Origin of the sequence: Bacteroides sp. 519, assembly GCF_010500955.1 — a bacterium.
GTDB lineage: Bacteria > Bacteroidota > Bacteroidia > Bacteroidales > Bacteroidaceae > Bacteroides.
The window spans coordinates 75,106-91,932 of record NZ_QVMJ01000018.1 but is presented as its reverse complement, the minus strand read 5'-3'; the positions used below and the strand labels follow the sequence as shown (position 1 = coordinate 91,932).

Annotated in this window: 9 protein-coding genes and 1 pseudogene; all 10 read left to right on the top strand. The window is 42.2% G+C overall.

Annotated features, from left to right (window positions below):
* Positions 1 to 9 precede the first annotated feature (9 nt).
* Positions 10 to 4,896 carry a DUF4132 domain-containing protein gene (locus D0T85_RS15135; protein ID WP_163214367.1) on the top strand — a complete coding sequence of 1,629 codons (4,887 nt, stop codon included), beginning with the start codon at positions 10 to 12 and terminating at the stop codon, positions 4,894 to 4,896.
* Between the two features lie 488 nt (positions 4,897 to 5,384).
* Entirely contained in the window at positions 5,385 to 6,650 is a 1,266-nt protein-coding gene (locus D0T85_RS15130; RefSeq protein WP_163214366.1) for a DUF3472 domain-containing protein, read from the top strand.
* Positions 6,651 to 6,795: 145 nt separating this feature from the next.
* Positions 6,796 to 8,190: a Gfo/Idh/MocA family oxidoreductase gene (locus tag D0T85_RS15125; protein ID WP_163214365.1), complete on the top strand. Its 1,395-nt coding sequence runs from the start codon at positions 6,796 to 6,798 to the stop codon at positions 8,188 to 8,190.
* A gap of 223 nt (positions 8,191 to 8,413) precedes the next feature.
* The gene (locus D0T85_RS15120) at positions 8,414 to 10,606 is read left to right on the top strand and encodes an alpha-galactosidase (RefSeq protein WP_163214364.1); all 2,193 of its coding nucleotides are present in this window, start codon (positions 8,414 to 8,416) and stop codon (positions 10,604 to 10,606) included.
* Positions 10,607 to 10,868: 262 nt separating this feature from the next.
* Positions 10,869 to 12,140 carry a DUF4995 domain-containing protein gene (locus tag D0T85_RS15115; RefSeq protein WP_255495702.1) on the top strand — a complete coding sequence of 424 codons (1,272 nt, stop codon included), beginning with the start codon at positions 10,869 to 10,871 and terminating at the stop codon, positions 12,138 to 12,140.
* Positions 12,141 to 12,249: 109 nt separating this feature from the next.
* Positions 12,250 to 12,939, top strand: a complete 690-nt coding sequence (locus D0T85_RS15110; protein WP_163214363.1) for a TetR/AcrR family transcriptional regulator — start codon at positions 12,250 to 12,252, stop codon at positions 12,937 to 12,939.
* Positions 12,940 to 13,006: 67 nt separating this feature from the next.
* The gene (locus tag D0T85_RS15105) at positions 13,007 to 14,254 is read left to right on the top strand and encodes a TolC family protein (RefSeq protein WP_163214362.1); all 1,248 of its coding nucleotides are present in this window, start codon (positions 13,007 to 13,009) and stop codon (positions 14,252 to 14,254) included.
* An 11-nt stretch (positions 14,255 to 14,265) separates the two neighbouring features.
* Positions 14,266 to 15,162 carry an HlyD family secretion protein gene (locus tag D0T85_RS15100; protein ID WP_163214361.1) on the top strand — a complete coding sequence of 299 codons (897 nt, stop codon included), beginning with the start codon at positions 14,266 to 14,268 and terminating at the stop codon, positions 15,160 to 15,162.
* Between the two features lie 20 nt (positions 15,163 to 15,182).
* A complete protein-coding gene (locus D0T85_RS15095; protein ID WP_163214360.1) occupies positions 15,183 to 16,091 on the top strand; it encodes an ABC transporter ATP-binding protein in 909 nt (302 codons plus the stop codon).
* A 16-nt stretch (positions 16,092 to 16,107) separates the two neighbouring features.
* Positions 16,108 to 16,827: pseudogene (locus D0T85_RS15090) on the top strand (ABC transporter ATP-binding protein); the annotation flags it as partial.

Here is a 16,827-nt window from a genome sequence, read left to right as displayed (position 1 = left end):
TACTATACAATGGATTACTCAAACATTATCGACGTCCTGAGAAACCTCAACGGACGCCCTGGCGCTATTGCCCAAGCCATTATTGCTTACAAAGAAAGTAAATACCCACACGCTAACCGAAGACTTGCCGAAGCAAAAGCATTGCTTGTTGCCGGTTCTCCCAAGACCACAAGCGAGGTCTACGAAAATGGTCCACGGCAAATGCTTCAAGCCATTCACGGCGAGGACATTGCCAACCTGGTGGGAAAAGCCGTTGCGCAATTAACCAACTATGTGCAATCGGATTCCAGCTATCGCCGCTCTTTCCGTACCCAAGACGTGGAACCTTATAAGGACAAAATTTACAATCTTATTCACGATAGCCTTTTCTTTTTATGGGATGGGTTCGACATCCTGAAAGACCTCCAAAAGAGTAAAAAAGATGATGATGACGATGATGATGACGATGACACCCTTCCCTGGAACATTTACGGTGATATTCTATCTGTCTACATTGATGAAGGCAGGCAAGATGTTATTGAAGCCATCAAAAACATCTGTCTGGGCGACAATAATACAAAACTGCTCAACGACCGCATCATACTTGGCATTGTTAAAAGCGAAAACAAGGAACTGCACCAACTGTTGGGCGATATGCTTCTTGCTGCCCGTTTGCAAGAGGGTTTGCGGCAATCCATCCTCGAAAATGCCGACCACGGACGAATCTCTTTTTTAATATATATATTGAAAATTGTAATCGACAACGACCTGTTACGCTACTCTTCTGCTGTGCGAGCGGTAGGTGTGTGGATGGGGTTGGCCGAAGAAGCAAGCGAAAAACGCATTGTAACCAAGCTTGCCAAACTTGGCTACAAATATCTTAATGACGAAAAAGCACGTCAGGAAGCTATTCAAAGCAGAGACGAACTCGACATATATACGGCTCTTTGGGCTGCCTCGGTGTTCGAAATGAACGATGTACTGCCCATGATCACCGAATTGATGAAAGGAGAGAAATACCAGAAACTTGTAGCTCTCTACTTTGCCAGCCAGTTAGAAAACGATCCTTTGCAGTTTGCCATCGCATCGCCCCATCTCGATGAAACAGATCCGGACTTGCTTAGCCTCATCCTCGAAAACTACACAGTTAATTATGGTTGGGCAAATAAGGCAAGCGACTTTAGCGAAAACTGCCGGGAAATTACTTATATATCGGATAAGAAGCTACGCGATAGCCACTTCAAGAAGCTGCTTGCCATACTCCCAACTATTCCCCAGAACGGCTACAGTTCCGAAGGAAAACCATTCTATTGGTGCAACCTCACCCTCGATTGCGAGGAAGTTTTCAATAAACTTCTTGCTTTGGTAGGATACGATTTCGACCCTCAGATGACTGCCGCACTTATTGATAACATGTCTTATTGCGACTCTACCAACCGGGTAAACTTTATCAAATACTTCAACAATCCGCAAACCGATTGGGAACGCCAATACCTCTTCGCTGCTCTTAACGACAAGAGTATGTCTGTACGTTGGCAAGCATTGACCAACATCAAAGAACTGACAATTAGCGAAGAAGAGTCCAAACTCATCATCAACCTATTATCGCTGAAAACAGGCGACCTGCGGCAGAATGCTGTCGAGATACTTCTTGCTATGCCCAACGAACGGCCCATTGAAGCTATCAAAACCTTGCTGGCCGACAAAGTGGAAAACAAACGCCTTGCAGGCCTTGATATGCTTGCACAACTTGTTAAGAAGAAAACCCTTACCACCAGCCAGATACCGGACTTTCTTGCTCTGATGCCTAAAGTTACCGACAAAGAGCAGTTGTTGATAGATGCCCTGATGGATGAGTCGCCCAAGTATAATCGCGAAAACGGTTTTGGTATGTACAACCCCGATTATACACCGGAGTTTGCCCCCATGCCTGTAAACGAAGCATATAGGTTGAAAACAATTTTCGATTTCGATCCCAAGCGTATTACCACCATCTTTGATGCCCTTTGCAATAAGATACACGAAAACCGCAACTACACCTACCGAGTGAATTCGTGGGATGACAGCGTTGAAGAAAACACCCTTGGTACCCAAAGATGGCCACGCGATCGATTTGATGCTATTGATGAAGAAGACAATAAAAACAGCCCCAACCCCAAACTCGATAAATATGTACTGCAAGATGTGTGGCGTGCATGGATCAAAGAAAACGAGGTAACCTTTGCCGAAATCTTCCTTTTCATGTTCCTTGAAGAAGTGAGCGGATACGACAATGTTTACTCGCCCGATTACCTGCAGTGGGCCAATGCACACATCACTACTCTCTTCAACGTGAAAGCAGGTGATAAACTTGTTAGATACTTTGCGAAAAAGAAATACGGCGAGCTGGCACTCAATATCATCGAACTATTACCACTCGAATATCCGGAAGAAGAACGATTCCAAGTTCTTGCAGGTGCATTGAACGATGTTATCGCACAAGTCCCCCAAGAAGATTGGACAAAATCTATCGACGACGAAAGCGAATCCTACCGTAGTGAGTCCTATACATTTACTGAAACCGACGAGGTAGATTTCCTCCTTACTCAGTTGGGTCATACCAAAAAGAGTGACGAGCATTTTGCCGGCTACCTGGCCATCTGTTACAAACTGGGTGCTTTGAAAGGGCTTTCCTATCATGGACTCGAAGAGGAAGATGTAGCCCGTGGTGTACAACTTGGTCTACTCAAAATCGACGCGCTGTACAAAACTTTCTTCCTGGCCAGTTCTCATCCTCTGTCGGGATATGTGGGTAAGATAACCTACCGCTCGTGCAAAGAGGCAGTTAAGAAATACCCTATGCTCCAAACCGTTGCCAACGAGGTAGCCGCCCGTGTTATCGAAATCGAGCTGAATCGTGGCGATACCAAAACCGAAGTAAGCGAACTTGCTGTCAGCCTTCGTTGGCATCAGGGGGCCGAAACCTTTGCTAAAATCCTTATCGCAATGGGCAAAGAAACCTTTGTTCGCGGGTATATTTATAGCAGCGATACTACCAAGAAAGCCGTACTCTCAAGCCTGCTGAAAGCCAGCCACCCCAAGGCCGACGATAATGCTGAAACGTTGCGCGCCGCCCTCAATGGCAAAATTGACGACAAACGTCTGCTCGAAGCCGCCATGTATGCCCCCGCCTGGCTTAACATAATAGGTAATTACCTTGGATGGCCGGGGCTGGAAAGTGCTGCCTGGTACTTCCATGCCCACATCAACGAATGCTTCTCGGCCGAAAAAGAAACCGAAGTGGCCCGCTACTCGCCCATCTCTGCCGAAGAGTTTAACAATGGAGCTTTTGACATCAATTGGTTCAAAGAGGCTTACAAAACCCTCGGTGCCGAACGCTTCGCCCTTCTCTACGATTGTACCAAATACCTTACTGAAGGGGCCAACCACCGTCGTGCCCAACTCTTTGCCGATGCCACTTTGGGCAAGCTTAAGCTGAAAGAACTGGAAAAAGAGATCAAGGACAAACGAAACAAAGACAAATTGTTGAGTTACTCCCTTATCCCTCTTTCCCGCAACAAGCAAAAAGATATACTGGCTCGTTACGAATTTATACAAGCTTTCTTGAAAGAAAGCAAAACATTCGGTACCCAACGTCGCGAAAGCGAAGCCAAAGCCTCTGCCATAGCATTAGACAATCTTGCCCGAAACGGTGGATACAGTGATGCCCTCCGTTTTGGTTGGAGCATGGAAATCTTGAAGATAGAGCAAATCGCCCCCTATTTCGAGCCACAAGAACGGGCAGGTTATGCCATCCACATCTCTATTGATGCCAACGGCATAGCCAAACTTGTTTGTGCGAAAGATGGTAAAACGTTAACCTCTGTTCCTGCCAAACTCAAAAAAGACGCTTATATCACTGAGTGCAAAAAAGTTGTTTCTTCCCTCAAAGCCCAGCAGAAACGTGCCAAAGCAAGTCTCGAACAGTCCATGGTAAAAGGCGACACGTTCGAGTTGAGCGAGTTGAAACAGTTGCTTAATCATCCTGTAATTGCGCCTCTGTTGCAAAAGCTACTCTTTGCTACAGGTAATCGTACCGGTGCTTTGTGCGAACTATTCGACCTCGACGACAATACCCAACTGACCATTGCCCACCCTTACGACCTCTACAAGGCCGATACTTGGTTAAGCAGTCAGCGTTACGCCTTCGAGCATAAACTTGTTCAGCCCTTTAAACAGATATTCAGGGAACTTTACCTGATTAACGAAGACGAACTGGCAGAGAAAACCATCTCACGTCGCTACGCCGGCCATCAAATCCAACCACAGAAAACTGTTGCCCTCCTCAAAGGTCGTGGCTGGACGGTAGACTACGATCAAGGGCTTCAACGCGTATACTATAAGGAAAATATTATTGCCACCATGTATGTAGTTGCCGATTGGTTCTCGCCTTCCGATACCGAAGCACCCACGCTGGAAACCGTGCAGTTCTTCGATCGTAAAACCCGTAACCCGCTACCGTTGGATGAAATTCCGCCCATCATCTTCTCCGAAGTAATGCGCGATGTAGACTTGGTAGTGAGTGTTGCCCATGTGGGTGGAGTAGATCCCGAAGCCAGTCACTCAACCATTGAGATGCGTGGAGTTATTGTGCGCGAATTGCTTGCTTTGCTGCGGATAGAAAACGCTACGGTGAACAATCGCTTTGTTAACATCCAAGGCTCGTTGGGCGAGTACACCGTGCATCTGGGTAGTGGGGTAGTGCACAAAATGGGCAAAGGAGCCATCAATATACTTGCTGTGCAAAGTCAGCACCGCGGTCGTATCTTCTTGCCCTTTGCAGATGAAGACCCACGCACAGCAGAAATTATGTCGAAGGTATTATTGCTGGCCGAGGATAAAAAGATTAAAGATCCGGCAATTCTGAGACAGATGTAAATACTATAAACGCAGAGCTTCGCTTAATACAGGCGAAGTTTCTGTGTGTTTTTTAACACCTAAAAGCACACCTAAAGCACACCCTAAAAGTATACCTAAAGTGCACCCTAAAGGTATACCTAAAAGGCAACCAAAGCCTTTATATATAAGAACGCGCAATAAACGAAAACAAAAACAAAAACTATGTAATAACTCTAGTGAGTTATTACCACACACCCTGATGAAATAAAAAAATCTCTGATGGAATAAAGTGACCTGTTTATCCCGGTAGGATGAAGCTTTTATCCCGGTAGGCGAAACCGTTTATCCCGGTAGGATGAAGCCTTTATCCCGGTAGGCAAAACCGCTTATCCCGGTAGGATGAAAATGATGCCATCATGTTTTTTCTCCCATTTATAATTCTTTAACGCTTTCTGTGAGGACATAAGTGCTCAAAAAGAGTCTTTATAGTAACAAACAATAAAAACCTTTTTCTAATGCATAAACAAATGAATAAAAAACTGATTTTAATTTTAATTTTATTTTCGATAGGTCTCTATATGCAGGCACAATCTACTTTGAATATTCGTTTAAGTGGAAATGCCTATGTAACATCGCACCGTGAGGGTGCTAACATCTCTAACAAGGGATTAGAGAAATGGGTAGACCCGGCCTCCATAGTTTCTTCTTACTTTTATTTACATGAAAAAAACGTGCCGAAACTTTCTCTCTTAGCCAAAGGTCACTCCCAGATTGAAGTAAGTTGTTTAAACCAAACTTTCAATCTGACTCTGGATTCCGATACTTACGTAACATTACCTGTGGGTGTGTTACAAATTGAATCTCCCGGCTATGTTCGCATAGACATTAAAGGTCTCACTAAAAAAGGTGAGACCTTTGGAGAGATTCAGGAAATTATTCTTGATGATGTAAAAGGAGACGCCAATTATGTAAAAGACTTCTCCGATTATTGGGGACGCCGTGGACCATCGGTGCATTTAGGCTATCCGGTACCCAACGATTGTGGAGATGTTGAATGGTTCTACAACGAAATTATGGTACCCCAAGATGGCGAAGTAATGCACAGTTATTACATGGCAGCCGGTTTTGGTGAAGGATATTTTGGTATGCAGTTTAACTCACCAACCGAACGGAGAATATTGTTTTCGGTATGGAGTCCTTTCGAAACACAAAATCCCAAAGATATTCCCGAAGAGTATCAGGTAAAAATGCTTCGTCGCGGCGAAGGTGTACATATTGGCGAGTTTGGTAATGAAGGGTCGGGCGGACAAAGTTATCTGCGCTACCCCTGGAAAGCCGGCAACACCTATAAGTTCCTGATGCAGGTTCATCCCGATGGTAAAGGTAACACCATATATACAGCTTATTTCTATGCCACCGATGAGGCTAGATGGAGATTGATTGCCAGCTTTATGCGTCCTAAAACGGATACATGGTATAAACGGCCGCACTCATTCCTCGAAAACTTTAGTCCTACCCAAGGGTATTTATCGCGCAAAGTTTGTTTCAATAATCAATGGATACGTACTTCGAAAGGAGAATGGATAAAATTAACCGAAGCTAAATTTACTCACGATGCAACAGCAAAAGCCAAAGTACGCCTCGACTATCAGGGAGGTGTAGAAGGCGATTGGTTCTATCTGATGATGGGCGGATTCTTTAATGAATCGGTTGAAATGGGTACCATGTTTCAACGCCCGGCTACAGGCAATCAACCTGTGATTGACTTTGAGGAATTGAAAGGAATGAAATGAGTGAGGTAGAGTGAGATAAAGGAGGTAAAGTGAGGTAGAGTAGAGAAAACTTTACCTCACTTTACCTCCTCTCTCCTTGTTTATTTCAAGAAATGGCTGTAATTTTATCACCGATATTATTTCTACTATTAATAAATAAAAATCTATGAAAAAAATCCTTTTATCGCTAGCAGTGATAGCAAGTTTCTGCATGTGTACCTCTGCCCCGGTGCAGCAGGCTACAGCAGGAGTGATTCCAACCCCAACGCCCCCACGTCCGGCTGGGCAGCAAGATGTTTTGTTGTTAAAAGCCGATCCGATTCCAACAGTCAGAGTAGCTTTTATTGGTGTAGGTATGCGTGGCCCAGGTGCTGTAGGCCGTATGGCTCGTATCGACGGTGTTGAGGTAGTTGCTATCTGCGACATTCGCGAAGAACGTGTAAAGAAAGCCAATGAGTTGTTGGCAAAATATGGAAAACCTGCTGCACAGGAATTCTATGGTGATGAAAACGTTTGGGAAAAAGTAACCGAATTACCTAACGTTGACCTTGTTTACATTGCTACCGATTGGAAAACTCATGCTAAGATGGGTGTAAAAGCCATGAAAGATGGCAAACATGTGGCTATTGAAGTTCCTGCAGCGCTTACTATGGAAGAAATCTGGGAGCTAATCAACACATCAGAACAAACCCGCAAACATTGTATGCAGTTAGAAAACTGTGTGTACGACTTCTTTGAACTAACAACCCTCAGCATGGCTCAACAAGGCGTACTGGGTGAAGTTATTCATGGCGAAGGTGCTTACATTCACGGTTTACAACCTTTCTGGAACGACTATTGGGACGACTGGCGTATGAAGATCAACAAAGACCACCGTGGTGATGTATATCCTACTCACGGACTTGGACCAGTTTGTCAGGCAATGAATATCCATAGAGGTGACAAAATGAACTACCTGGTATCTGTTGATACAAAAGCAATTGGTAACCCTGCTTTCATTAAAGAAACCAGAGGTGAAGATGTTACAGATTTCAGAAATGGTGACCATACTTCAACTCTTATCAGTACCGAGAAAGGTAAGTCTATTTTGATTGAGCACAACGTAACATCTCCACGTCCTTACAGCCGTATGTATCAGCTAACAGGTACTAAAGGATTTGCTAATAAGTATCCGGTTCAAGGATATGCTCTTGATGCTGGCGAAATTGATCCGGAAATAGCCAAGAACCACGAAAACCTCAATGCGCATCGTTTTGTTTCCGAAGATCTAAGAAAGGAACTGATGGAGAAATACCAACACTATATTGTTAACGATGAACTGATTGAAACAGCTAAGAAAGTTGGTGGTCATGGTGGTATGGACTTCATTATGGACTATCGTTTAATTTACTGTTTGCAAAATGGACTTCCATTAGATATGGACGTTTATGACCTTGCTGAATGGTGCTGTTTAATACCTCTAACAGAAAAATCGTTAGATAACAATTCTGCTCCGGTTGAAATTCCAGACTTTACAAGAGGAGCATGGAATAAGCTACCTAAGCTTGAATTTGCAAAATAAGGAGATAGAGTGAGGTAAAGGAGGTAAAGTGAGGTAAAGGAGGTAGAGTAGGTAAAAGGAGATAAAGTTAAAGTATAGACTTTAGTACCTTTACCACTCACTTTACCTCCTTTATTAACTTTACCTCCTTTACCTCACTCTACCTCCTTTACCTCACTCTACCTCACTTTACCTCACTCTACCTCACTTTACCTCCTCAAGTAGAACAATAATATCAATAATAATGAAAAAAATGTTTTTAATGCTGATGTCGTTTGTAGCAGTACTTCAACTCTACAGTCAGCAAACAGTTATCAGAATCGGCACCAACGAAACAGATTTAATACTGTGTACAGCCCCAACAGGCAGATTATACCAATCGTACTTAGGGCCCAGATTGGTAGTAAACAGTGATGCCGAAAACCTTTCTTATTTTGTATCCGGCCCCGCTGCCGATGCACCTGTAACTCCCCGCGGATGGGAAGTTTATCCGGCCTCTGGCGCCGAAGATTATTTCGAGCCGGCTTTTGCTATTCAGCACAATGATGGGAACATGACTTCTATTTTCCGCTATGTATCCCACAATCAAACAAAAAAAGACGGTAATGTAACCGAAACAGTTATCCATTTAAAAGATGATGTATATCCTGTTGAAGTTAGCCTTTACTACCTTGCCTATGCAAAAGAAAATATTATAAAAACATGGACCGAAATTAAGCATACCGAAAAGAAACCAGTTACAATAAGCCGGTATGCATCGAACATGATTTATTTTGAAAGTCCTGCTTATTATCTAACAGAGTTCAGTGGCGACTGGGCAAGCGAAGTAAGAATGAGCAACCAGCAACTGCAATTCGGTAAGAAAGTTTTGGAAACCAAATTGGGTTCGCGTGCAGCAATGCATTGTTACCCTTTCTTTGAACTGGGATTAGGACAGGAAGTGTCCGAAAATCAAGGAGATGTAGTTCTGGGTACCATTGCATGGACAGGCAATTTTCAATTTACCTTCGAGATAGATAATGTTGGAAACCTGCGTGTAATCTCCGGAATGAATCCTTATGCCTCTAATTACGAACTAAAACCCAACGAACTCTTTACAACTCCCGAGTTTATTTTCACCATGAGCGACCAAGGTACAGGTAAAGCCAGCCGCAACCTGCACAAATGGGCACGCAAATACCAATTGAAAGATGGTGAAAAAGACAGATATGTACTGTTAAATAACTGGGAAGCAACCTATTTCAACTTCGACGAGGCCCGTTTAGAAGTATTGATGAACGAAGCCAAAGAACTGGGTGTTGATCTTTTCTTGCTCGATGATGGCTGGTTTGGTAACAAACATCCACGTGTAGGCGCACATGCCGGATTAGGTGATTGGGAAGTAATGCGCAGCAAATTGCCTAATGGCATTCCTCATCTGGTAGAAACAGCAAAGAAAGCCGGCATTAAATTTGGAATCTGGATTGAGCCCGAAATGGTAAATCCTAAAAGCGAATTGTACGAAAAGCATCCCGATTGGGTAATTCAGCTGCCTAACCGCAAGCCTTACTACTATCGTAGTCAGTTAGTGCTGGATTTGGCTAATCCTAAAGTTCAGGATTTTGTGTTTGGTGTTGTAGATAAGATAATGAAAGAGAATCCCGAAATAGCTTTCTTTAAATGGGATTGTAACTCAATGATAACAAATATCTATTCTCCATACCTCAAAGAAAAACAAAACCAGCTTTACATAGACCATGTACGTGGTGTTACCAATGTATTTAAAAGAGTTAGAGATGCTTATCCGGATGTAGAGTTCATGCTTTGTGCCGGTGGTGGCGGTCGTTGCGATTACGAAGCCTTGAAATACTTCTCCGAATTTTGGTGTAGCGACAATACCGATCCGGTTGAACGGTTATACATTCAGTGGGGATTCTCGCAGATTTTCCCTGCCAAAGCAATGGCTGCCCATGTAACCAGCTGGAACAGAAGTGCCAGTATCAAGTTCCGTGCCGATGTTGCCATGATGTGCAAATTTGGTTTCGATATCTCTTTTGCCGATCTTAACGAGAAAGAACAAGAGTTCTGTAAACTGGCTGTTAAGAACTACAACAGATTGAAAAAAGTAATTCTTGATGGCGATCAGTACAGATTGGTTTCTCCTTACGATACCAACCATACGGCTGTAATGTACATGAACGAAGAAAAGAGTAAAGCCGTTCTCTTTACTTACGATATATTCCCACGTTTCAGCGAAAAGGTATTCCCGGTTAAATTGCAGAACCTTGATCCTAACCGTCGATACAAAGTAGAGGAAATCAACTTGATGCCGGGTGCAAAATCGCGCTTAAAAGCAAACGGTAAAACCTATACCGGCGATTATTTAATGAAAATAGGTATTGAAGCATTTACGGGTGGTAAAATGAATAGCCGGATGATAGAGATTACGGCAGAATAAAGATAACTCAACCTGCATTATTCATACTCAAGTATAAAAGGAGTTAAAGCTGAGATACTTTAAAGCATCTAAAGCTTTAACTCCTTCCTTTCTGCACCAAATTGCAACTATTCTACACCAAATTGCAATCTACCTTACCCAAATTATAACTCTTTTCAACAAACGCAAATCCCTTTCTTCTGTCTTTGTGATAGTTTTGCTAATGGAATATAAGTGAAAAAATCAATCTTTAATTCTATTACATCAATAACACATAATCACTATGATTAGAAGAAAAAAAGTAAAGACCTGGCCACTGCCGTTGTTAATAGTAGGCCTCTGCTTTATGTCCTGTAGGCAGGTACAACAGAATACAGACTGCACAACTCATGCATTAGACATTGCATCTTATCAGTTGAAACAATCTGCCCGTATGCTGAACGACAGTATGTTGTTGCCCCGTTCCACATGGACATACCATGACGAGGCTTTTCTTGTTCACCAATTGGGTCACGATGTTGTAGTTTCAGACGATCCGTTGGAAGTTCATTCAAAAAAAGCCTTAAGTGGTCAACAAAGAAATTGTCCGATTTCCGACTGGACTTCCGGCTTCTTCCCTGGCAGCTTATGGTATGCCTACGAATTAACCGGCGATGAGGAGCTGAAACAGCAGGCTGTTCGATACACAAATATTTTGTATCCCATTCATACCATGCCAGGCACACATGATTTAGGATTTATGATTAATTGTAGCTATGGCAATGCCCTTCGTTTGGCGCATAACGATACCATCGCCACTGTAATTGTTGAAACGGCAGATGCTTTGTGCAACCGTTTTAATCCGGCTATTGGTTGTATCCGTTCATGGGATTTTGGCACGTGGAACTTTCCGGTTATCATTGATAACATGATGAATCTGGATTTATTATTCTCTGCCAGCAAAATAACAGGTAACAACAAATACTATAACATTGCTGTTACCCATGCACAGACTACAATGAAACATCATTTCCGTCCGGATTACACTTCGTATCATCTTGTTAGCTACAACGAGGATGGAACGGTAGAGAAGAAAGAAACGCATCAGGGCCGCAACGATGAGTCGGCCTGGTCGCGCGGTCAGGCTTGGGCAGTTTATGGATACACTTCTTGTTATCGCGAAACCAAGGATACCGTATTCTTAAACCAAGCCATCCACATTGCTGATATGATTATGGAGCGGGTAAAAACCAATGATAGCATTCCTTACTGGGATTATGATGCTCCTGTAGAAATAGATACCCCGCGCGATGCCTCGGCTGCCAGTATTACAGCCTCGGCGTTAATAGAATTAAGCACACTTGTATCCGGTGGAGAAAAATATCTCAATTATGCAGAGGCGATTTTGAAGAATCTGTCTTCTCCGGAGTATCTGGCAAAGAAAGGAGAAAATTATGGGTTTATATTGAAACATTCTACGGGATCGTTACCTCATAATTCGGAAGTGGATACACCTATCAATTATGCAGATTACTATTATTTAGAAGGGTTACAAAGGTTGAAAATGCAAGATTAGTTTTCTTAAGTCTACCCCGGGTGAGCGAAGCAAAGCTTAACCGGGGTAGTTCTGTAAAATAGGTTAAATCCTTCCAACTTCTTCTCTTAATTCAAAAATAATCTCATATTTGCATCATCTAACAATTCTGTTAAACAAAGCAGAAGCTTTTATTGTTATCTACAATCATACGGAAAACAAGATGCAAATAAAAGAAACCGAAAACGAAAAACTCATCCTTGAAGCTGCTGAGGCCGAATTTTTGGAAAAAGGATACGCCAAATCCCGAACAACCGAAATAGCCAAACGTGCCGGCCTGACCCATGCCATGCTCCATTATTACTTCCGCACGAAAGAGAATCTGTTTGAAGTAGTATTTCAACGGAAAGCCAAGTTGATGTCGGAGATTCTTCTTCTCAGCTTTAAAAAGGATCTTCCCTTTCTGGATAAAATCAGAAATGGTATCGAAGACCATTTCGATCTTATTGCTGCCAATGAAAAACTTCCCAGCTTTATATTCAACGAAGTGCGCCACGACGATAACTTACGACGCATATTTGTAGGTATTGTTAAAGAAAGAGCTAGCCTGCTTCTGGCCAATATAAAACAAGATATGGAAACAGAGGTAGCCAGAGGAACAATACACTATATGAATCCTTACGATCTGCTTTATAATATTATTTCTTTAAATGCTTTTGTATTTATGAGTGCACAGGTAATGTGCGATATCATGGATTACAACGAAGAGCAAAAGCAGAAGTTCCTGGAACACCGCAAGCAAATGAATGTTGAAACAGTACTGAATCAACTACGGATATAATTTTTTTAATCGGTAGTTAACAAAATTGTTAACCGTGTTGTTATACACACCAAAACGAAATACAACAATGAAACATCGAATACTCTTGTTAGCAGTAACAATTACCTTGTTCACCACCGGATATGCCCAGCTAAGCATTGAAGATTGCTATACAAAGGCAGCATCGAACTATCCGCTGATTAAACAATATGGGCTGATAGAGAAATCCGAAGGCTACAACCTTTCCAACATCAGCAAAGGATACCTGCCCCAGATACAAGTTTCGGTAAAAGCAACCTACCAGTCGCAAGTAACCAAGATACCTGTTGACATGCCCGGAATAGAAGCCCTGAAAAAAGACCAGTACAGCGCCGCCATAGATTTAAACCAAAGTATATGGGATGGAGGCAATATGAAAGCACAGAAAGAAAACATCCGTACCCAAGCCGAAGTAAACCGGAAACACCTCGATGTTACTCTTTATGCTATCCGCGAGCGGGTGAACCAACTCTTCTTTGGCATACTGCTCTTCGACGAAATGCTGAAGCAAAACGCTCTTTATCAGGAAGAACTGAAACGAAACTTCACCCAAACATCAGCATATATGCGAAACGGATTGGCAAATCAGGCAGACCTTGATGCAATTCAAGTTGAGCAAATAAAAGCAACTCAACACGAAACAGAGTTGTTCCATACCCGCACAGCGTATGCCGAAATACTTTCGGCCTTTATTGGAGAAAGGATGAATGAGTGCACTTTAATAAAACCCAAGATTAGCGACTCGTATAAACTAACCAATTACAGACCCGAATTATTGCTGTACGATGCCCAACTGAGAAATGTAGATGCACAAAGAAAAGAAATCAACGCTGCACTGATGCCCCGGTTCAACCTTTTTGCTACAGGTGGTTACGGTAGACCCGGCCTTAATATGCTCGAAAGTAAATTCTCGGCTTATTATATAGTAGGGGTTGCTGTAAATTGGAATTTCTCTAATCTCTATACACGTAAAAACAAGCTGAAAACAATCGAAGTAAATAAGGGCATGATAGAGGCTCAACACGAAACATTTCTTTTCAATAACAATCTTGACATAACACAAAGCAACAACGAAATCCGGAAAATCAGTGAGTTATTAAGTTCTGATAATGACATAATCCGGTTGCGGGGCTCAGTAAAACGGTCGGCCCAAATTAAAGTTGACAATGGAACACTATCGGTGCTCGATCTGATGAAAGAAGTAAATGCCGAACAACAAGCCATTCAGAATAAAATTATTCATGAAATAGAATTTTTACAGGCTGTTTATAACTTGAAATACATAACTAATAACTAAGGAGTAAGGATATGAAAACATTTAAATACCTCGTTGTAGCAACCTTTGTTTTAAGTGTGAGCGGCTGCAACAACAAAGGATTAAAATATGACGCATCTGGTATTTTTGAAGTAACCGAAGTGGTAATCTCTGCTCAGGGCAACGGAGAGATAAAAGAATTCCGAATAAACGAGGGAGATGTACTGGAAGCAAATCAACAAGTGGGATGCATTGATACAATTCAGCTTTACCTTAAAAAGAATCAGCTCGAAGCTAATATAGCAAGCATAAGAAACAAAAAATCGACTCCCTCTGTACAGATTGCAGCCATTGAGCAACAAATAAAAACACAGAAAAATGAACAGAAACGTTATAGAGACCTTGTTGTATTGAATGCTGCCAACCAAAAACAACTTGATGACATAAATGCTCAGATTAGTTTGTTGGAGCGCCAACTCGCTGCTCAATACGAAACCATTAACAATGCCAACAACAGCCTTACAGACCAAGGTGCTTCATTGAATGCTCAAATTGCTCAACTGGACGACCAGATTAACAAATCTATCATCACAAGCCCCATTAAAGGAACCGTACTTGCCAAATATGCCGAACAGGGAGAGCTGGCTGCACAAGGAAAAGCCCTCTTTAAAATTGCCGATGTAGAAACAATGTATCTGAGAGTTTATGTAACTGCCAGCCAGCTAACTGCAATAAAAAATGGTCAGGAGGTGAAAGTGTATTCGGATATGGGAGACTCGGACTATACCGAGCATAGCGGAAAAATAACATGGATATCCGATAAAGCCGAGTTTACCCCAAAAACCATACAAACCCGAGACGAAAGGGCAAACCTTGTATATGCAGTGAAAATTCAGGTAAAGAATAACGGCTATATCAAGAAGGGTATGTATGGAGAAGTTAAGTTCTAATTTTCAATCTTCAACTAAAAATGGTTTCAGTCCGGAATATAACCAAGAAATACAAAGACATCACCGCATTAGATAATATCAGCTTCGAAGCCGGTTCTGGTGAAATATTTGGTATAATCGGTCCTGATGGGGCGGGTAAAACAACCTTGTTCCGTATCCTTACCACTTTGTTGTTGCCCGATAACGGAAAAGCAATTGTAGATGGAAACGATGTGGTAAAAGATTATAAAGCCATACGGCAGAAGATAGGTTATATGCCCGGAAAATTCTCTTTGTATCAGGATTTAAGTGTGGAAGAGAATCTTGAATTCTTTGCTACCATATTCAATACCACTGTAGAAGAGAACTACCATCTTATTGAAGATATTTACAAACAGATAGAACCTTTCAAAAAGCGTAGAGCGGGAAACCTATCGGGAGGTATGAAACAAAAACTCGCCCTGTGTTGTGCCTTGATACATAAACCGGTTGTTCTCTTTCTTGATGAGCCCACCACAGGCGTCGACCCCGTATCCAGAAAGGAATTCTGGGAAATGCTCAATAACCTGAAAAGGCAGCATATATCCATACTTGTATCCACCCCCTATATGGACGAAGCATCTCTTTGCGACCGTATAGCATTTATACTAAACGGAAAATTCCTTGATATTGATACACCTGCCAATATAGAAGCCAAATTTAACGATATACTATGGGCGGTAGAAGCCGACAATATGTACCAGCTACTCCTTGATTTGCGTAAGAACAAACACATAAAGAGTTGCTTTACGTTTGGCGAGAATCATCATATTATCATAGATGCTGTATTAACCGCCAAAGAACTTGAATCGTATTTATGGGGTAGGGGGCATACAAACATTGTTATAAAACCTATTAAGCCCACAATTGAAGATTGTTTCATGCAAATAGTTGAAAATGAAAACAGGTGATATTGTAATACAGGCAAAAGAGCTGACTAAGAAATTCGGAAACTTCACTGCTGTTGATCATATAAGCTTTGAAGTAAACAAAGGCGAGATATTTGGCTTTCTGGGAGCCAACGGAGCTGGTAAAACCACTGCCATGCGTATGCTTTGCGGATTGAGTTTTCCTACCTCCGGTAGTGGTACGGTAGCGGGGTTTGATATTAACAAGCAGCAGGAGAAAATAAAAGCAAACATTGGTTATATGAGTCAGAAATTCTCTCTTTATGAAGACCTTAAGGTATGGGAGAACATACGCCTTTTTGGAGGAATATATGGCATGAAGGAGAAAGAGATAGCTACTAAAACCGATCGCATATTGGAACATCTGGGATTTATGAAAGAAAAGAATTCTTTGGTGCGGGATATTCCTTTGGGATGGAAACAGAAGCTGGCTTTCTCAGTCTCTGTTTTCCACACTCCTAAAATTGTATTCCTCGATGAACCCACCGGAGGGGTCGATCCTGTAACCCGTCGCCAGTTCTGGGAGATGATTTACGAAGCGGTAAACGATGGTATCACCGTTTTTGTAACCACCCACTATATGGATGAGGCCGAATACTGTGACCGTGTTTCTATTATGGTTGATGGCAGGATTGAAGCACTGGATTCGCCAAAGAAATTGAAAGAACAAACAAACTCGCAAACCATGGATGAGGTGTTCCGGAAGTTTGCAAGAAAAGCTTCAAGAGGAGAAAGTTGA